Annotated in this window: 18 protein-coding genes; 9 read left to right on the top strand and 9 right to left on the bottom strand. The window is 72.9% G+C overall.

Annotated elements, in window-relative coordinates; all coding sequences use genetic code 11:
• Positions 1-342 precede the first annotated feature (342 nt).
• Complete coding sequence (locus AB4Z14_RS19725; protein ID WP_442276698.1) at positions 343-1,800, bottom strand: DUF222 domain-containing protein; 1,458 nt, start codon at positions 1,798-1,800, stop codon at positions 343-345.
• Positions 1,801-1,932: 132 nt separating this feature from the next.
• Positions 1,933-3,360, bottom strand: a complete 1,428-nt coding sequence (locus AB4Z14_RS19720) for an esterase/lipase family protein (protein ID WP_442276697.1) — start codon at positions 3,358-3,360, stop codon at positions 1,933-1,935.
• 197 nt (positions 3,361-3,557) lie between these two features.
• Here AB4Z14_RS19720 and AB4Z14_RS19715 point away from each other — a divergent pair, with 197 nt between their 5' ends.
• Positions 3,558-4,190 carry a hemerythrin domain-containing protein gene (locus AB4Z14_RS19715; protein ID WP_442276696.1) on the top strand — a complete coding sequence of 211 codons (633 nt, stop codon included), beginning with the start codon at positions 3,558-3,560 and terminating at the stop codon, positions 4,188-4,190.
• Between the two features lie 150 nt (positions 4,191-4,340).
• On the opposite strand, the gene AB4Z14_RS19710 is transcribed toward AB4Z14_RS19715, so the two are convergent.
• Genes AB4Z14_RS19710 through AB4Z14_RS19700 form a run of 3 tightly spaced genes read right to left on the bottom strand, consistent with a single transcriptional unit; the run spans position 4,341 to position 8,018 of the window.
• Positions 4,341-5,606 (bottom strand): benzoate/H(+) symporter BenE family transporter, encoded by a 1,266-nt coding sequence (locus AB4Z14_RS19710; RefSeq protein ID WP_442276695.1) that lies wholly within the window; start codon positions 5,604-5,606, stop codon positions 4,341-4,343.
• 7 nt (positions 5,607-5,613) lie between these two features.
• The gene (locus tag AB4Z14_RS19705; protein ID WP_442276694.1) at positions 5,614-6,414 is read right to left on the bottom strand and encodes an inositol monophosphatase family protein; all 801 of its coding nucleotides are present in this window, start codon (positions 6,412-6,414) and stop codon (positions 5,614-5,616) included.
• Between the two features lie 29 nt (positions 6,415-6,443).
• On the bottom strand, positions 6,444-8,018 hold the full coding sequence (locus tag AB4Z14_RS19700) for a hypothetical protein (RefSeq protein WP_442276693.1): 1,575 nt from the start codon (positions 8,016-8,018) through the stop codon (positions 6,444-6,446).
• A gap of 453 nt (positions 8,019-8,471) precedes the next feature.
• Here AB4Z14_RS19700 and AB4Z14_RS19695 point away from each other — a divergent pair, with 453 nt between their 5' ends.
• From AB4Z14_RS19695 to AB4Z14_RS19685, 3 genes are all read left to right on the top strand, one after another.
• Positions 8,472-9,692, top strand: a complete 1,221-nt coding sequence (locus tag AB4Z14_RS19695; RefSeq protein ID WP_442276692.1) for a GNAT family N-acetyltransferase — start codon at positions 8,472-8,474, stop codon at positions 9,690-9,692.
• A 129-nt stretch (positions 9,693-9,821) separates the two neighbouring features.
• Positions 9,822-10,376: an SRPBCC domain-containing protein gene (locus AB4Z14_RS19690; RefSeq protein ID WP_442276691.1), complete on the top strand. Its 555-nt coding sequence runs from the start codon at positions 9,822-9,824 to the stop codon at positions 10,374-10,376.
• Entirely contained in the window at positions 10,373-11,404 is a 1,032-nt protein-coding gene (locus AB4Z14_RS19685) for an NAD-dependent epimerase/dehydratase family protein (RefSeq protein WP_442276690.1), read from the top strand. Before AB4Z14_RS19690 ends, AB4Z14_RS19685 begins: the two co-directional genes overlap by 4 nt.
• Here the strand turns inward: AB4Z14_RS19685 and AB4Z14_RS19680 are convergent.
• Positions 11,401-12,153 carry an SDR family NAD(P)-dependent oxidoreductase gene (locus tag AB4Z14_RS19680; protein ID WP_442276689.1) on the bottom strand — a complete coding sequence of 251 codons (753 nt, stop codon included), beginning with the start codon at positions 12,151-12,153 and terminating at the stop codon, positions 11,401-11,403. The two genes, AB4Z14_RS19685 and AB4Z14_RS19680, sit on opposite strands and share 4 nt — an antisense overlap.
• 299 nt (positions 12,154-12,452) lie before the next feature.
• On the opposite strand from AB4Z14_RS19680, the gene AB4Z14_RS19675 reads away from it, so the two are divergent.
• The gene (locus AB4Z14_RS19675) at positions 12,453-12,818 is read left to right on the top strand and encodes an Rv0909 family putative TA system antitoxin (protein WP_442276688.1); all 366 of its coding nucleotides are present in this window, start codon (positions 12,453-12,455) and stop codon (positions 12,816-12,818) included.
• 83 nt (positions 12,819-12,901) lie between these two features.
• Here AB4Z14_RS19675 and AB4Z14_RS19670 read toward each other — a convergent pair whose 3' ends face one another.
• From AB4Z14_RS19670 to AB4Z14_RS19660, 3 genes are read right to left on the bottom strand one after another with little or no spacing between them, the layout of a single operon-like run.
• Positions 12,902-13,822, bottom strand: coding sequence for a DUF4097 family beta strand repeat-containing protein (locus AB4Z14_RS19670; protein WP_442276687.1), 921 nt, complete (start codon positions 13,820-13,822; stop codon positions 12,902-12,904).
• A gap of 10 nt (positions 13,823-13,832) precedes the next feature.
• Positions 13,833-14,474 (bottom strand): response regulator transcription factor, encoded by a 642-nt coding sequence (locus AB4Z14_RS19665; RefSeq protein WP_442276686.1) that lies wholly within the window; start codon positions 14,472-14,474, stop codon positions 13,833-13,835.
• Positions 14,462-15,709 (bottom strand): sensor histidine kinase, encoded by a 1,248-nt coding sequence (locus AB4Z14_RS19660; protein WP_442276685.1) that lies wholly within the window; start codon positions 15,707-15,709, stop codon positions 14,462-14,464. The genes AB4Z14_RS19665 and AB4Z14_RS19660 overlap by 13 nt, the downstream gene beginning before the upstream one ends.
• Before the next feature lie 173 nt (positions 15,710-15,882).
• On the opposite strand from AB4Z14_RS19660, the gene AB4Z14_RS19655 reads away from it, so the two are divergent.
• The 4 genes from AB4Z14_RS19655 (at position 15,883) to AB4Z14_RS19640 (ending at position 18,337) form a co-directional block, all read left to right on the top strand.
• Positions 15,883-16,317, top strand: a complete 435-nt coding sequence (locus AB4Z14_RS19655) for an NINE protein (RefSeq protein ID WP_082619963.1) — start codon at positions 15,883-15,885, stop codon at positions 16,315-16,317.
• A 186-nt stretch (positions 16,318-16,503) separates the two neighbouring features.
• Positions 16,504-17,055 (top strand): DoxX family membrane protein, encoded by a 552-nt coding sequence (locus tag AB4Z14_RS19650; RefSeq protein ID WP_442276684.1) that lies wholly within the window; start codon positions 16,504-16,506, stop codon positions 17,053-17,055.
• Between the two features lie 83 nt (positions 17,056-17,138).
• Positions 17,139-17,594 (top strand): hypothetical protein, encoded by a 456-nt coding sequence (locus AB4Z14_RS19645; protein ID WP_442276683.1) that lies wholly within the window; start codon positions 17,139-17,141, stop codon positions 17,592-17,594.
• A gap of 32 nt (positions 17,595-17,626) precedes the next feature.
• Positions 17,627-18,337 carry a dienelactone hydrolase family protein gene (locus AB4Z14_RS19640; RefSeq protein ID WP_442276682.1) on the top strand — a complete coding sequence of 237 codons (711 nt, stop codon included), beginning with the start codon at positions 17,627-17,629 and terminating at the stop codon, positions 18,335-18,337.
• Positions 18,338-18,425: the final 88 nt, after the last annotated feature.

Below are 18,425 nucleotides of genomic sequence, written 5' to 3'. Positions count from 1 at the left end.
GCGGGGATCAACGGAGCGGGGATCAACGGAGCGGGGATCAACGGAGCGGGGATCAACGGAGCGGGGATCAACGGAGCGGGGATCAACGGAGCGGGGATCAACGGAGCGGGGATCAACGGAGCGGGGATCAACGGAGCGGGATGGTCCAGGGCCCGACCGGCGGCACCCCGCGCGTGGCGGCGCACGACATCGCGGGGTCTGAGAGCGGCCGTGCGCCGGAGGCCGGCCGCACCTGGACATCGCCCCCGCCTTTCGCTCGCCACCTGGTCCCGCCGAGCAGGGATCATCGCTACCGGAATGGACCCGGGACCATCCCGTGCACGCGCCCCGGCCCGCGACGCGTCAGGGTCGTCGATGCTGGCGAGGTGGGTGCCAGATGGCCTCGTCCGGCGTGACGACCGCGCTCAGTCCGAGCTGGTGGACGATCGTGTGGTGCCGCCCGCAGAGGAGGGCGCCGTTGGAGAGGTCGGTCGCACCACCGTGCAGCCAGTGCACGACGTGGTGCGCCTCGCACCACTGCGGCGGGACGGTGCAGCCCGGGTAGCTGCAGCCGTGGTCCCTCTGGGCCAGCGCCAACCGCTGGGAGGGCGTGAAGTAGCGGTCCTCGCGGCCGATGTCGAGCGCCTCGGACCGACCACCGAGCACCACCGGGATGACCTCCGCCTCGCAGGCCACTCGGCGCACCGTGCTTGCGGACAGAACCTCGTCGTTGTCGGCCAGCCCGGCACCCCGCAGCCGGTCGAGCAACGCCTCCAGCGACATCGTGACCACGAGCTTCGTCCTCGGCGTTCGGGTGACGCCTTGGGGCGCCGCGACCGCGCGTCCGATCAGCTCGAGCAGGGCGTCGGCACGGCGCGTCGCCGCCGACCGGGGATCGACGGACCCGCGCTGGACTCTCGCGCCGTCGCCGTCGCCGTCGCCGTCGCCGTCGCCGTCGCCGTCGCTGTCGCAAGCGGCAGACGCGCCGCTGCCAGGCTGTTCGAGCCAACGACTCCAGTCCAGATCAGGGCGCGGCCGCGCCAAGCCGTCGATCGCGGCGTCGACGATCGCCGACCCCTCGGGGTCGAGCCTCCAGAGGTACTCCGTCATCCCGGCGCACCGGCCGATCTTCGTCAGCGAGCGTGCCGCGCGGAGGCGCTGGTCGTCGTCCTCGACGACCGACGGGGCGCGCAGGCTCGCCCGGCCGTGCGCTGCCAGTCGCCGCAGCTCCTTGAGGCCGAGCGCCGGCGCACCCTCGACCATCGCGTCGACGACGCTGTCGACCTGGGCTGCATCGGCGAACCGGATGACGTCGTCACGGAAGCGCACGATGACCGCAGCCTTGTCGACCGAGAGCGAGCCGTCGCGGACGCCTCCTGACAGCGCACCCCACCGGGGCTCGTTCATGGCCGCGCCCACGGCGGTCAGGGCGGCTGACGCACCTGCAGCCAGGCCCGGAGCGTGACCCGCGACCCAGTCGTTGCGGGAGAGCCCGGAACGGTCGGGAAGTCCTCGCGCGCTCACCTCGGCGGCCAACACGGCCGACAGGTTGTGCGCCATCTCGCGAACCGCCTGAGCCTGCTCGATCGCGTCACCGAGCCCCGTCTCGGCCATCGCCCAGAGCGGCGTGGTGCGTGCGACGAGCCGGAGCTCCGCAGCCATGGACGCCAGTCGTGCCGCGAGCCCCGGGAGGTCGGTCAGCCCCATGACCTCCGCGACAGCTGAATTCCGCTCGCCCACGGGACCCGGCTGCCGATCGGGGTGGGCGACACCCTCATGGCGCGCGCCACCCCCGGGACGCTCCTTGGTCGCTGCGATCATGATTCGATCATACGTTCGAACACCTACAGCGCCCCTCGGCTGTCCACAGGCCCACACACGCCCAGACCCGCAGGCCGTCGACGAGCCGTCGCGAGCCGTCCACGCGAATCGGTCGGCGCCGGGCTCGATCCCTCAGCGGGTCGGCTTCGGCCAGACGAGCGTCGTCGAGGTGATGGGTCGCACCGTCGTGCCGGGTCCGGGTCCGGAGCCGCCCACGGTCACAGTGTGCGTGCCAGGGGGAAGGTCGTCGAAGGTCGCGACGCCATGGCCCTTCCGCAGGGTCGGCTCGACGCTCGCGAGCACCGTGCCCTCCTCGCTCGTGATGGTGACGGTCACGGCCTTGCGCGGCGGGTCGGCCCCGGGGTCGTCCGCCTCGAGGTCGAAGGCCACCTTGAGGGCCTGGCCCTGCGTCACGAGGTCGGGCACGACGGCACGCACGTTCGTGTCGGTGATCTCGCGACGACGGACCGGCTTGGCGGTGAGGATCTCCTGCACCTGGTCGAGGACGAGCTGGTTGCACTGGAGGTTGGTGTGCTGGTCGGGCACCCGCACGGCCAGGTTCGTGTCGAGCGCCTCGCCGAGACCGACGGCCCCGGTCAGGGGCACCGTTCCGTCACCGAAGTCGTTGTCGGTGCCGAAGTCCTGGTAGGCCGTGGCCGTGCCACCCGACAGCTGGACCGTGGTCGCGGTCGGCTGCCGGATGCCGACGATCATGTGCGAGGAGGTCCGGCTCCCCGGGCGGCCGGACTCGGCGGCCTGGAGATCGGTGTGGAAGGCCATCGCGTCGGCGACCATCGCGGTGCTGACGTTGGGCACCGGCACCTCGGTCGTCTTCGCGTAACCCCCCGCGTTGCCGATGCAGGCGAACTCCGGCAGCAGCTGGAAGAGCGAGGGCATGCTGCGCGAGAAGTCCGTGAGGTCGATCGACAACGGACCGATGCCCTTCTTGACACCGTTGACGAGCTGCGTGAGCGCGTCGGTCGCACCGCGCCACGGGGTGCCGAGGGTGATGAGCTTGCGGGTCACCTCGGCGCCGCCGCACTTCTCGATGTACCAGCGGGCGACGAGGCCACCCATGGAGTGGCAGACGAAGACGACCTTCGCGTCGGCATACGCCCCACCCTGCGACCGCAGCTGCTCGAGCGCCGGCTCGACGACGGTCTTCAGGCGAGCGCCGTTGTAGCGGTTGGAGAGGCGCCAGTCGTACGCGTACGTGATGAGCGTCGCCGGCTTGCCGCCGGTGCCCCGCTGGTAGCCCTGCTTCTCGAGGGCGGTGACGAGCACGTCGTAGCCGCGGATCGGCGTCCAGATGCCCGGCAGGACGTGGACGTCGGGCATGAGCGCGACGGGCTCGACGCCGTCGCCCGGGTGGTCGTCACCGATCCCCTCCGGCAGGACCTTCTTGAGGATCGACCGGCCGCCGGTCAGCAGCTTCCAGACGGCGCCGGCGCTCGGAGCCCAGATGAGGTTCTCACTCGCCGGTGAGCCGTCGTCACCCCGGACCCCGAGCGTGCTGCCGGTGATCCCCGGAAGCACCACGACCAGGTCGTTGCTCGTCATGCGGACCCACCACCCATCCCTGCGTCGATGAACTGCGCCGGTGAACTGCGTCGATGAACTGCGTCGGACACTCCCGACCAACCAACGGTGGCACCAGCGGGCCCCGCTGATACGCGAAACGGCCAAGCCCACGACGGCATCGGGTATGGATGCGGCACAGTGGTTCCGGAACCCGCCGGACGACAGAGAGGCCTTCCGTGGACATCACCGACGTCATCCTCCGCCAGCACGACGAGCAGCGACGGATGTTCGCCATGCTCGAGGAGTGGCCGCGCGACGACCACGAGGGCCTCGCCGCCGTCTGGAAGCGGCTCGAGATCCTCCTCGAGACGCACGCCGAGGCCGAGGAGCTCTACTTCTACCCGGAGCTGCTGCGCATCGGCACGGGCGGCGCCGACGCCGAGTCCGTCGACGAGGAGGTCGAGGACGCCGTCAAGGACCACAACGACATCCGCAAGTCCGTGCGCAAGGTCGGGCGCTGCCGCACCGGGTCCGACGCGTGGTGGACGGCGGTCGTCGACGCCAACGTCCACAACAGCGACCACATGGGCGAGGAGGAGCGCCAGGACCTCGCCGACTTCCGCCAGCGCGCGAGCCTCGAGCTGCGCCACGAGATCGCGGTCCAGTTCCTGCGCTACGAGGCGGTCCGCTGGGCCGAGGGGATCACCCCGAAGGACAAGGATCCCGAGCGCTACGTCGCGGCCAAGAAGACCACCAAGGCGTCTGCCACGGCGAAGAAGGCCGCCCGCGACGCAAAGAAGGCGGCCACGACCGACCCCGCGAGGACGGCACGGTCCACGAAGGCCTCGCCCGAGGCCGTCGAGGGCTGACCCCCGCAACCGAGCATCTGCCCCACCAAGGCTCCCGGTTTCGCGCGCTCATGCGTTGAGCGCGCGAAAACGGGCTTCGGGCGCGTGAACTCTCGCGCGCCCGACGGTCACATCGCGCGCTCGGAGGACGAGCGCGCGAAATGTGGTCCGTCACGGGGTGGTGGGGTGCCGGCGCTGACGGGGACCGGTCCGCGCGAGGCGGAGGGCGACGAGGACGAGCACGCCGGCGACCAGCCCCCAGAAGGCGGCGCCCACTCCGGCGATGGTGATGCCCGACGCGGCCACGACGAGGGTGACAGCGCCGGCCTCGCGGTTCGAGGCGTCGGTCAGCGCGGCCGCCGCAGCACTCGCGAAGGTGCCGAGCAGGGCGAGGCCGGCGATGGTCTCGATGAGGCCAGCGGGCGCCGAACGCGCTGCGGCCGTGACGATCCCGGCGAGCGGGCCGAAGGCGAGGTAGGTGACGCCGCACGCGACACCCGCGACCCAGCGCCGGCTGCGGTCCGGGTGGGCCTCGGGACCGGCGGCGAGCGCCGCGGAGATCGCGGCGAGGTTGATCGCGTGCGCGCCGCCGACGGCGCCGAGCGCGCTCGCACCACCGGTGTAGAGCAGCGGACCGCGGATGCCGGGCCGGTAGCCGAAGGACGCGAGCACGGCCATGCCGGGGATGTTCTGGCTCGTCATCGTGACGATGAAGAGCGGGATCGCCACGGCGAGAAGGGTCGTCGCGTCCCAGGTAGGTGGGACGAGGACGACGGACGGCGCCGCCGCCCCGAGATCGAGCTGCCCGAAGACCCCCTGCGCCGCCATGACGACGAGGGCCGCCCCGAGCGCGCCGATGACCGCCCACCGCCGCGCGACCGCGACGAGGACGAGCCACGTCACCATGACCGGCGCGATCGCGGCCGGCGACGCGACGACCGCCCGGAACGGGGCGACGCAGAGCGTCAGCAGCACCCCCGCGAGCATGGCGCTCGCGAGCGGCTTGGGGATCGCCTCGACGAGCCGCTCGAGCGGTCGCACGAGACCGCACAGTGCGAGCAACAGTCCACAGACGACGAAAGCGCCCACGGCAGAGGCGAATCCACCGGAGGGCACCGTCGCCGCGGCGAGCAGCGCCGCACCCGGCGTCGACCAGGCCATGGTGACCGGCATCCGCAGGCGCCACGAGAAGAGCACGCAGCCGAGCCCCATCGTCACGCAGAGCACGAGCAGGCCCGAGGCCGCCTGCTCCGGGTCGGCGCCGACGGCCCGCAGCCCCGTCAGCACGACGGCGAACGAGCTCGTGAAGCCGACGAGCCCGCAGACGACACCGGCCAGCACCGCGTGCGCCGTCGAGCCGGGCGAGCCGGACGAGCCGGGCGAGCCGGGCGAGCCGGACGGACCGGACGGACCGGACGGGCGGGTGTGCGACGTCACCGGCGGATCAGGACAGGTGGGCGCTCGACGCGAGCGCACGGCATACGCGGTCGTATGCGGTGGGGCTGCCGGCGGCAACGAGCCCCGGGGGCGCGATGTCGCGAGGTGAGTACGTGACGCCCGCGGTCGTGCCGAGCAGGCCGCCGGCCTCGGAGAGCAGGAGCGAGCCGGGCACGTGGTCCCACGGCGCGGCCTTGGCGTAGACGATGTAGTCGGCCGCGCCCTCGACGAGCTTGGGGTAGTCGATGCCGCACGACACCCACGTCAGGGTCATCGGCTCGAGGCCGCCGAGCGACTGGCCGATCCACGCTCGGCGGGAGGTGCGGCCGCGCAGGGCGCCCTCCGGCCGCTCGGGGACCGTCAGGCGACGCGACCCCTCGTCGTCGTGGCGCCACGTGCCGGCCCCGCGCTCGGCGACGAAGCCGAGCTCGTGCTGCGGCTGCCAGATCCACGCCCGCACGGCCTCGCCGGCGACCGTCTCGGCGACCATGACGGCGTGGTCCTTCGAGCCGTGGACGAAGTTCTTCGTGCCGTCGACGGGGTCGACGGTGAACGCGTGGTCGGCGGCGGCATACCGCTCCATGAGCGCGGGGTCGCCCGCGAACGTCTCCTCCCCGAGCACGACGGCGTCGGGGTAGGCGCCGACGAGGGCTGCCGTGATGAGCACCTCGGCCTCGCGGTCGGCGTCGGTGACGAGGTCGCCGGGTCGCTTCTCGTGGATCTCGCCGGCGGCGAGCGCCCGGAACCGCGGGTTGATGACCTCCTCGGCCACGTCCTTGAGCAGGCTCAGCACATCGTCGGTCTCCACGCCCCCAACCTAGCGAGCGACGGTCGGCCTCAGCGGAGCGGTCTCAGGTGCTCAGGAACGTCGAGCCACCAGACGAGGGTGGCGCGAGCCTGCTCGGCCATCGCCAGCGGGTCGGGCCCCGGCTCGGGCAGGGCGTGCACGAGGGCCGAGACGAGGTCATGCCGCCCTCGCATGCCGAGGGCGTAGACGAGGCCGCGGAGCAGCTGGACCTCGGGCTCGTCCCGGCCGGTGGCGACGATCTCGGCGATCCGACGGGCGACGGCCTCCTCGCGCTCGTCGCGACGCCGACCCCGCGGCTCCATCGTGTTGCCGACGACGTAGCCCGCCTCCTTGGCGACGTCGGGCGCCGAGGACGGCGACAGCGCGACGCGCTCGAAGAGGTCGAGGTCCTCGACCTGGGCCATCCACGTCAGCACGGTCATGCTCTCGTGCGCCGCCACGGTGTCGTGGCGCGCGAGGGCGTCGGCGAAGGCCGCGGCGTGGACCCGGCCGATGATCCGGCTCTGCGGCGACAGCATGAGGATGCCGAGGGCGTAGGAGCGGTCCTCCTCGTTCGTCTCGCCGAGCGCCGTCTGCAGCAGGTCGCCGAGGATCGGCTCGTGGGCGGTCGCATGCCCCTCGGCTGCCTCGAGCTCGCCCCGGATGCGCAGGTGCGCCTCACGGATCGCCTGGGCGGTGATGGCTCGACCGTTGCGGATGATCGAGGCGGCGGCCCGACGGTCCTCGGCCGTGAGCCCCGTCGCGACGCGGTGGCCGTCGGGACCCAGCGTGCGCACGAGGTTGGCGGCGCCGCGGTGCACGAGATAGGGGTGCGAGGGGTCGCGCAGGTGGTCGACCGCGAGCCGGACCGCCTCGAGCCGGGTCTCGGGGTCGAGACCGGTGCCGCGCACGAGCGTCGTCAGCACGCTGAGACAGGCGCGCAGCGAGCTGGAGTTGGTGGGCTCGCGCAGCTGGCCGACGAGGACGGCGTAGCCCCGCGGGGCTTCCATGAAGCGCAGCAGGCTCAGGGTGTCGACGTAGAACTGCGCGTCGGGACGGCCCACGACCTCCGCCGCCAGCGAGGCGACGACGCCGGCGCTGCGGGGGTGCCCGGCCAGGCGCGCGATGGCCTCGGCCCGCTGCACGTAGTCGAGGTCGAGCCCGAGGCTGACCTCCTGGAGGAGGCGCCGGATCAGCCCCTCCCAGTCGCCGGCTCGCACCATCGCGTGCGGCATCCGACCGAGGTGGTCCGAGAGCCGGTCCCAGTCGCCGCCGCTCATCCGCTCGTCGGCGAGCGCCCGCTCGAGCAGGACCAGGGTGGCGTCGACGTCGGGCGGGGTCGGCGGAGGGAGCGTGGCGGCCGGGCGTACGGGCTGGTGCGAGCGCGAGAAGAGGTCGACGGCGGCGAGGAGCTGGCCGTCGCGCAGGCCGAGCACCGTCTCGTAGCGGCGCACGAGCGACCGGGTCACCTCGACGCGGCCGTTCTCCCAGCGCCCGACCTGGGCCCGGTGCACCGGCTCGGCCCGACCCGCCCCCTGGGCGAAACCCGCAGCGCTGCGCAGGGCGGGGTCGGCGGCCTGCAGTCGGGCGTTGCGCAGCACCCACTGCACCTGTTCGTTCAACACGGCGACGCCCAGGCGTGGCGCCCTGTTGCGCGTGGCGCCCACGTGCGCAACGAGGACCCGTCACGGCCCTCGACCTTCGTATCGTGACGTCTGGCACCGGTGGGCCGGGGCGGGAGTCGAGGCCAGGGGGAGACTCCCGCCCCACCACCGGCCTGTCGCCGCATGAGCGCCGGGCGTCGCCCGCCCCGCTCGGCCCCTGTCTCCACGGCAACCCTTTCTCGCGTCGCGAGCCGGTCGGCTCCCCCGCATCCTCCCCCGAGGTGCGTTGTCACGGGCTCCTCGCAACGCGTGTTCGTCCGGGCGGCCCATTGGGTACGGTAAGTCTCGGTACGCAGCCTGTGGAGGGGAAGCGGGCCAAAGGACCGGGAGCCAGCACGCTGGCTCCCGGTCCTTCTTTCTTGCGCGCTCGAATCGCGGGTGACGAGGGCGTATGCCGGCTGGCAGGCTGACGCCGTGACCGACGCCTCCCAGCCGCCCGCCGCGACCTCGCCCGAGACCTCGTCCGTGACCTCCCCCGTGACCCCGCCCGTGACCCCGCCCGTGACCCTGCTGACCGACGGCGTCGTGACCCTGCGCGCCCACTCGGTCGACGACGCCGACGCGATCGTCGAGCAGAGCAGCGACCCCGAGAGCCTGCGGTGGACGACCGTCCCGAGGCCCTACGCGCGCGAGGACGCACTCGGCTGGGTCGAGCACAACCTCAGTGCCTGGGGCGAGCCCCGGGGCACGCGGTCCTGGGCCATCGAGTGGACGGACGCTGCGGGCACCCCCCGCTACGCCGGGACCATCGACCTGCGCCCCGGCGCGGCGCCGTCGGCCGGCGAGCTCGGCTTCGGGCTGCACCCGGACGCCCGCGGCCACGGCCTCATGTCACGCGCCGTCCGGCTCGTCGTCGCGCACGCGTTCGCGACGCCCGTCTGGGGCGCACCGGTGACCCGTGTCCACTGGCGCGCCGTCGTCGGCAACTGGGGCTCGCGGCGGACCGCGTGGTCCACGGGCTTCACCTTCCACGGCACGATCCCGGGCAGCCACCCCGACCCCGAGGGGGGCACCGAGGCGCTCGACACGTGGACCGCCAGCATCACCCCTGGCGTTCCGCTCGAGCCGCAGGCGCCGTGGTTCGCCGCGGTGCCGATCGACGGCGAGCGTGTCCGGCTGCGGCCGTGGCGGGCCGAGGACGTCGACGCGATCGAGCCGCGCGACGACCCCGGGCACTGGATGCCGTCGCGGTCGATCCTGCGACCCGAGACCTTCCCGGCGTGGCTGCGCACCCGGCAGGAGCGGATGTCCGAGGGCACGGCGGTCGACTGGTGCGTCGCCGACCTCGGCACCGACCGCGCCCTGGGCAGCGTCACCGTCTTCAGCCGCGGCGGGGCCATCACCGACACGGCGGAGCTCGGCTACCAGTTCTTCCCGAGCGCCCGCGGCCGTGGCGCCGCCAAGGAGGCGGCCCGGCTCGCCGTCGACCACGCGCTGGCCCCGACGAGCGAGGGCGGACTCGGCGTGCGGCGCCTCGTCGCCGAGACGGCCGCCGACAACGAGGCGAGCAACGGCGTGCTGCGGTCCGTCGGCTTCGTGGAGTTCGGTCGCGAGCACGCGGTCGACCGCGTGGCGGACGGCGGCTGGGGCGACGGCCTGCACTGGGAGCTGCTGCCGCCCGGCTCGACCGACTGAGGCCACGCGCTGGACCGAGGTGCTCACCCTGGACACGGGCGCCCCTGTCGGCGGCCGTTCGGGTATGCCACCGTTGACGAAGCGCCGCCGGCCAGCCACCGGGCGGCGCGCCTGACGGAAGGACACGCGATGAGACTCGGGCACGAGCAGGAGCTCGACGCACCGCGGACCGTGGTCTGGACGAACTTCATGGACCTGCGCCGGATCGGCCGCTGCTTCCCGGGTGCCGAGGTCACCGAGGTCGACGGCGACGACTTCGTCGGCGAGATCACGGCCAAGCTCGGGCCGCTCTCGATGTACTTCGACGGCACCGGCTCGATGGTCGAGCGCGACGAGAAGGCCGGACGAGCCCGCCTCACGGCCACCGGCCAGGAGCGTCACGGCCTCGGCAAGGCGACCATCGACATCACACTGACGCTGCACCAGGTGTTGGGCGACGACACCCGCACCCGCGCGCACCTCGTGACCGACCTCGTCTTCCTCGGCTTCCCGATGGACTTCGGCACCGGCCTCGTCCAGCGCGCCTCCGACCCGCTCATCGAGCGCTTTCTCACGTGCATGTCGGTGTCGGGGCCGGTCCCGGACGCCGACGCGGACGACGACAGCCCGCTCGACCTCGTCCGCTCGGCGACCGACCTGTTCGGCTCCTTCCGGCGCGACCGCCGCGAGCGCAAGCGGCGATGAGGGTCGCCGTCGTCGGCGCGAGCGGCTACGTCGGGTCCCGGCTCGTCCCCGAGCTGCTCCGCCGCGGCCACGACGTCGTGGCCACCCACCACCGGAGTCCGGCGACGGCATACCCCTGGTCTGGCGACGTCGAGTGGCGGCGGGTCGACGTGCACGACGAGGACCGCGTCCTCGAGGCGCTCGCGGGCGTCGACGCCGTGTGCTACCTCGTGCACGGCCTCGACGCGGACGACTTCATGCAGCGTGACCGGCAGGCCGCCGACAACGTCGCGTATGCCGCTGGCGTCGTCGGCGCGAGCCGCCTCGTCTACTTCTCCGGCATCGTGCCCGACCTGCCCGACGACGAGCTCTCGGACCACCTGCTCTCGCGGCTCGAGGTCGAGGAGATCCTCGCGACGGCCGACTGTCCCGTGCTGACCCTGCGCGCGTCGATGGTCGTCGGGGCCGGGTCGACGAGCTTCGAGGTGATGCGCCAGATGTCGACCCGGCTCGGGGTCGTGCAGACCGTGCCGGCGTGGATGGGCAGCTCGGTCATCCAGCCCGTGGCGGTCGCGGACGCCGTGTGGTTCCTCGCCGAGGCGCTCGAGCGGCCCGACGTGACGGGACACCTCGACGTCGTCGGCCCAGACCGGCTCAGCTACGTCTCGCTCCTGCGGACGTATGCCGCCCGCGCCCGCCTGCTGCGCGTGCAGGTCCCCGTGTGGCTGGCCCCCGTCGAGACGGTCGCGCGCGTGGCCGGGGCCCTCGTCGACGTGCCGAACGGGACGGTGGAGTCGCTCATCCCGAGCCTCGGGCACGACATGGTCGGTGAGCGCGACGCCGCCGACGTGTTCGGCGAGCCGCCCGGTGGACGGCTCGGCGTCTCCGACGCGGTGACCCGGTCGCTCGCGACGACGCGGGCCGGAGACGGGGCCCCCGACGGGGCCGCGGTCGACGGCGACCCCCAGGCGCCGTCGGCCGGTGACCCGACGTGGTCCCGCCACCGGTCGGTCCTCGACTGGGCGTGGTCGACCGCCCGCGGGCGCTAACGGGCGATGTAGCCCCCGTCGATGTAGAGCTCGAGGCCGGTGACGAAGGCCGCGTCGTCGCTGACGAGGTAGGCCACGCCGGCCGCGATCTCGTCGGGCCGACCGAGTCGACCCATCGGGGTCAGGTCGATCATCGCCTGCTCGAACGGGGTGCCCCGCGCGCCGTCGAGGATCGGGGTGTCGATGAAGCCGGGGTGGATCGAGTTGACCCGCACGCCCTCCGTGGCCCAGTGCAGGGCGACGTTCTTCGTCAGCGTCCGGACCGCGCCCTTGGCCGCGTGGTAGGCGGGAGAGGTGCCGAAGCCGCCGCTCGTGCCGAAGATCGAGCTGATGTTGACGACCGCTCCGTGGCCCGAGGCCTTGAGGTGCGCGGCGGCGGTCTTCATGCCGAGGAAGACCCCGGTCTGGTCGATGGCGATGGTGCGCTCCCAGTCGGCGAGGCTCGTCTCCTCGATGGGGGCGAGGTCACCCAGCCCGGCGTTGTTGACGAGGATGTCGAGCGACCCGAACGCCTCGACCGCCCGGGCGACGGCGGCCTCCCAGTCGGCCTCGCTCGTGACGTCGTGCCGGAGGAACTCGACCCTGGCACCGGAGGCCGTGAGCTCCTCGGTCGTCGTGGCCCCGAGCGCCTCGTTGACGTCGGTCAGCAGGACCACTGCGCCCTCGTCGGCGAGCCGCCGCGCCGTGGCCTTGCCGATGCCGCTCGCCGCGCCCGTCACCAGTGCCACGCGTCCGTCGAGTCGCTTCATGGTGATCACTCCAGTTCAGTGGTGGGGCAGGCTCTCCGCCTGCCCCTCCAGTCTCTGCCGGTGGCGCGGGGGACGCAGTTCCCCACGTCACAGATCGGCCCCCGTGACCGACGAGACAGGGCCGGGGGACGATCCTGGACATTGCCGACATGTCGGTCAGAAGGTTCAGGGGGCCGCCGAGTCAGGGTCGATCGGGGTCGATTTCGGGGTCGACCCCGGTTGCGGGAAACGGGCGCCGGGTATGACTGTGGATGCAGTGAGCCGACGAGGGTCGGACCAGTGCGAGATGAGGAGACACCGTGTCATTCGGTGAGCAGCTGAAGAACAAGGCGGACGAGGTCCACCTGCAGGAGAAGGCCAAGGACTTCGGCGACGCAGTCGTCGAGATGGCCAAGGCCGCGATGTCGGTTGCCGCGAGCTACGCGCACGACAACCGGGGAAAGGTCGACGGGGCCCTCGACAAGGCCGAGGCCAAGATCGACGAGAAGACCAGCGGCAAGCACGCCGACACCGTGACCAAGGTCCGTGCCTCGGTCGACAAGGGCATCGACAAGCTCGTCGAGCACCACGACAAGGCGGCTCCTCCCACCCCCGCCGCCTCTGCCGTGCCCGACGACAAGCACAGCGCCTTCGACGAGGACACCCCCGCCGGCAACCCCACCTGAGCCGGCACCTCCCAGGGGCCGTATGCCGCCGAACCCCCTCGTCGGCATACGGCTTCGTCGTGTGCGGGGTGCCCTCCGGGGGGTCAGCGGTAGTCGACGGCGATGTCGCCGGACCCGGTCCGGATCCGCAGGGTGGACGTGCTGTCCGGGTTGGTCGGGATGCTCACCTCCGCGTCGCCGGACCCCGTCTCGGTGTCCACCGCATAGACGGTGTGCTGCGGCAGGCGCACCGAGACCTCGCCCGAGCCTGTCCTGACCGACACCGGCGAGACCGCGGTCGCGAGCTCGACGTCGATGTCGCCGCTGCCCGCCTCGGCCGTGACCTGGTCGGCACTCAGGTTTGCCGTCGCGATGTCCCCGGACCCCGCCTTGAGCGTGACGTCGCCGAGGGAGCCGGTCAGCGTGATGTCGCCGGACCCGGTGTCGACCGTGACGTCGGCCGCGTCAGGGACGATGACGACGTAGTCCACTGAGCACCAGGCGACGAAGCCGTGGCACTCCGCGTCGACCGTGAGCGTCGACCCGGTCCACTCCTCTCGCGGCGTCGGCTCGCTCGATCCCGGACCCCACGACACGTGCCGGCTGACCTGCACCGTGCCCACCCGGCCGCCGCCCTGGACCTCGACGTCGCCCGCCCCACCCTTGATCGTCAGGGCGCCGGCGGGCCGCTCGTAGGTCTGGTGCTGGTCTGCGCTGCGCCAGAGACCGCCGGTGGCCGCGGCCCACGTCGTGGCACCGGCGGCGCTCGCGAGGACGAGGGTCGCCCCGAGCCCGGCGAGGAGCCACCAGGGGCGTGCCGTCGGGGTGGCGGGTGCGTCACCGCTGCCGTGCGACCCGGCGGGCGGACCGACGGACGGCTCGGTCGTCAGGGTCGGGCGCAGCCAGGAGTCGCCGTAGGGCTCGGCGCCGCGCAGCGAGTCGCCGTGCACACGGTCGTCGGGGACGGACGTCGGCTGGCTCGTCGGCCGGTTCGGCGGCGGGTTCGTCGGTTCGTGCATGGACATGGTGGATCCCCTATTCCGAGAGGTACTGGAGCACGGCCAGGACGCGGCGGTGGTCGCCCGCCGTCGTCGGCATGTCGAGCTTGGTGAAGATGGCGTTGACGTGCTTGGCGATCGCGCTCTCGCTCACCTGCAGGGCGCGGGCGATGCCGGTGTTGGAGCGGCCCTCGGCCATGAGCGAGAGCGTCTCGCGCTCCCGGTCGGTGAGTCGCTGCAGGGGACTCTTGTCGCGGCGTAGCAGCAGCTGGGCGACGACCTCGGGGTCGAGCGCGGTGCCGCCGTCCGCGACGCGGCGCAGCGAGTCGACGAACTCGTCGACGTCGGCGACGCGGTCCTTGAGGAGGTAGCCGACGGCGGAGGTGGTGCTGGCGAGGAGGTCGGCGGCATACCGCTCCTCGACGTACTGGCTGAGGATGAGCAGCGCGACCTCCGGCCACTCCGCTCGGATGACGAGCGCTGCGCGCAGCCCCTCGTCGGTGTGGCTCGGCGGCATCCGCACGTCGAGCAGGGCGAGGTCGGGTCGGTGCCGCTCGACGGCGGGGAGGGCCGCCTCGGCGTCACCGACGGCCTCGACGACCTCGATGCCGTTGGCGGCAAGCAGGCGGATCAGCCCGTCCCGCAGCAGGATCGAGTCCTCGGCGATCACGACCCGCATGGCATCTCCGCCCTGAGCACGGTGGGACCGCCCGCCGGGCTGGTCACGGTTAGGGTGCCGTCGACTGACGCGACCCGGTGGGACAGCCCCGTGAGCCCGGAGCCCGCGCCGGTGGCGGCGCCACCCTGGCCGTCGTCGCCGACCTCGACGACGAGACGCTGGGCGTCCGACGTGACCCGGACCGTGGCCCGCGTGGCACCGGAGTGCTTCGCGACGTTGGTCAGGGCCTCCGACACGACGAAGTAGGCGACGGCCTCGAGGGTGCGCGGCGGACGCTGGGCCAGGAGCACGTGCAGGCTCGTCGGCACCGGCGCGCGGGCGACGATCCCCGACAGGGCCGCGTCGAGCCCTCGCTCGTCGAGCACCGCGGGGTGCAGGCCGCGGACGAAGCCGCGCAGCTCGGCCAGTGCCTGCTTCGCCTCGTCGTGCGCCTCCTCGATGGCCCGTCGCGTCTCGGGCGGCGCGTCGGGCGCCAACGCCGAACGGGCCATCCCGAGGTTGAGGGCGAGCGAGGTGAGACGCTGCTGGGCGCCGTCGTGAAGGTCGCGCTCGATCCGGCGTCGCTCGGCGTCGGCGGCGTCGATGACCCCGGCACGCGTCTGCTCGAGCGCGGTGACCCGCGGCGAGAGCTGCTCGCCCCGCGTCTCGCCGAGCATCGGCCGGAGGATCGCGAGGTCGAGCGCGCCGAGCCGGCGGGCCGCGTGCGGGGCGAGGACGAGGAGACCGAAGCCGACGGCGGTCGAGACCCAGATGCGGCCGACCCCCTGGAGGAGGCCACCGGAGAGAGCGAGCACCTCCGGGCTGATCCGGGCCCAGAGCGGCGACGTCACGAGGACGAGGCCGCCGCCCCAGCAGGACGCGACGACTGCGGCCGAGGCCGCGAGCAGCGTGGGTCCGACGAACGCGTGGTACGCCAGCTGCCGCCACGTCGACCCACGCCCCAGCCGGGCCAGCCAGCCGCGCCATCCCGGTTCGACGGGGTCGGCCGGCGCGTGGACGACGACACCGAGCAGCGCCGCGGCCCGCGCGCGGTGCCAGCGGCTCAGCCCCTCCGACACGAGCAGGAGGAGTCCGACGAACGCGACGCCGACGACGACGACGAGCAGTCCCGTCGCGAGGCCCGCGAGCGTCCACACCACCGGAGCCGCCAGGGCACCGACGACCCCGCCGAGCACGACGTATGCCGTGTGGCGGGGTGCGAGGCGCCGCTCGACGCGGGCACGGATCGTGGTCACGCGACCACGGTAGGGGTCGGCGGGCGCGCCGGACCATGACGTTGGTGACCGACCTGGGGTGGAGAAAAGTACAGGGCGGTCCGGTGTCGTAGGGGCTGCCACGGGAAGCGGTGTCCACCATGCTGGGAGTGAGGCCGGGTCCGCCCGACGTCCACCCACCCTCGGAGGCCACCATGACGCAGCAGCCCGACCAGCCGATCCCCCCGGCACCGCGCGAGATCCCGGCCGGCTGGTATCCCGACCCGGAGGGCAAGCCCCAGTCGCGCTACTGGGACGGCGACTCGTGGACCGACCAGCTCGGCCCGCTGCTGCCGCCCGCCCCGGCTCAGCCCGTCCAGGCCGCACCGTCCCTCGCGGCGGCCTTCGCGCCCGTGGCTCTCGACGCTGAGGGCCTGCCCGTCAGCGACCGGTCGCGGCTCGCGGCGGCGCTGCTCTGCTTCTTCGTCGGCGTCCTGGGCGTGCACCGCTTCTACGTCGGCAAGGTCGGCACCGGCATCCTCCAGCTCGTCACCTTCGGTGGGCTCGGCATCTGGGCGCTCATCGACCTCATCCTCATCCTCGTGGGGACCTTCCGCGACAAGCAGGAGCGGTTGCTCGTCAACTGGTGACCGCGCCGCATCTCACCAATGCGCTTCTGCGTCAATCGAATTGAAGGCAACCGCTCAGCGCCCGTTTTGCCCGCGTCAGCCCGGGTTTGGTCTAGGTAGATCGACTCAACCCGGCCGTCCGGCGTATCTTCCGGCGGTCCTGCTCCTTCTGAGGTCTCGACAGTTCGACCTCAAGGAGCAACCACCATGTCGCAGTTCGTCCTCGACCGTCCCGGAGAGCCCGGGGCCCACCGATCCATATCGTCCGGCCGCCTCGGATCCCTCCGAGGGACCGTCACCGGCGCAGCCACCACGGCCGTGGACCGCCTCCAGGCGTTCCTCGTGGCCTACAGCCTCCAGGCCCTGCGGATCAGCCTCGGGCTGGTCTTCCTCGGCTTCGGCGTCATCAAGTTCGTCCCGGGGCTCAGCCCGGCCGAGGCCATCGCCTCGGCGACGATCGACCGGCTGACGTTCGGCCTCGTCTCCGGCCACACCGCGGTGCTGCTCACCGCCGTGACCGAGACCGTCATCGGGCTGACGCTTGTCACCGGCAAGTTCCTGCGCGTCGGCATCGTCGTCCTCGGCGGAGCCCTCATCGGGATCATGTCGCCGCTCGCCCTCTTCACGGCCGAGCTCTTCCCGCACGGCCCGACGCTCATGGGCCAGTACGTCCTCAAGGACATCGTCCTGGCCGCCTCGGCCCTCGTCGTCGCCGCCTACGCCCTCGGGGCCCGGTTGCACGCCGGCACGGACGACTGACCGAACCGCGATCACGCAGCCGCCGCTGGGTGCACCCTGATGGTGATGGGGTGCACCCAGCGGCCGAGTGAAGGAGTCCACCGATGACCGCACTGACCACGAACCCCGCGCCGGCCCTCGGCGCACCCCGACCCCACCTCGTCGACGTCCCGACGGACCACCGGCTGCAGGTGCGCGGTCGCCGCCGCGACACGCACCGCTTCCCGGCCGCGACCTACCTGTGCCGCAGCGTCGCCCGTGAGGAGCGTGCCGTCGCCCAGCAGGCACTCGAGGCGACGGACCGGTCCGCGTCGCGCCGGATCGGTGGCCTCGGTGGCGTCGTCGCCCTGCTCTTCACCGCCGCCCTCGTGGTGCTCGCGACCGGTCGTGCCGACACGCGGTCCGGCGTCCTGGCGCTCGTCGCCCTCGGCGGACTCCTCGTCGCCGCCATCGTGGCCCTCGTCGCGGTGCTGCGCAGCCACGAGCGCGAGCACGACGTCCTCGCCGAGCGGGTGCGGATGTACGACGCCCGCCTGCTGGAGCTGCGACCCCGACGCTGACCGTGGGGACGGACGGTCGACATACTGACGGCATGACCGAACACGTGACCATCACGACCGACGCCGGCGAGATGCCCGCGCACCTCTGGCTCCCGCCGACCGGGCAGGGCCCGGGCATCGTCGTGCTGCAGGAGATCTTCGGCGTCAGCGACTACATCCAGCGCCGGGCCGCCCAGCTCGCCGAGCAGGGCTACGTCGTCGTGGCACCCGAGATCTTCTGGCGCCTCGGCGTCACCTCGCCCGTCGAGGGCGAGGACGCGCTGCAGCAGGGCATGGGTCTCGTTCAGCGCCTCGACTGGCCGGCGGCCGTCTCCGACGCCGCCGCCACGGTCGAGTGGCTGCGCGACCGTGACGAGGTCACGGCCGGTGTCGGCGCGGTCGGCTTCTGCTTCGGCGGCGGGCTCGGCTTCAACGTCGCCGGCCACCTCGAGTCCGACGGCTCGGTTCCGCTCGACGCGCTCGTCAGCTACTACGGCTCGGCCCTGCCGGGACTGCACGACGTCGTGACCGTGACCGCGCCGAGCCTGCACCACTTCGGCCTCGCCGACTCGTTCATCGACACCGAGACGGTGCGCCGGATCGAGGCGTCCCTGACCGAGCAGCCCGCCACCGTCTTCGAGACGTATGCCGGCGCCGACCACGCGTTCGACAACGACGACATGCCGTGGCACGACCCGGCGTCCTCGACCCTCGCGTGGGCGACGACGAGCGAGTTCCTCCGCGAACGGCTGCCCGTCGACTGAGCGTCTCCCTCCCTCCCGGAGACGTCCTCGTCGAGCCGTGTCGAGGCCGCGCGGCGCCGATCGACGTGGGGGTGAGCCGGCAGCGAGC

Source organism: Terrabacter sp. 2TAF16, assembly GCF_052115065.1.
Taxonomy (GTDB): Bacteria; Actinomycetota; Actinomycetes; order Actinomycetales; family Dermatophilaceae; genus Terrabacter.
Note: the sequence above shows the minus strand (reverse complement) of the source record. Positions and strands in the feature narration are given on the sequence as shown.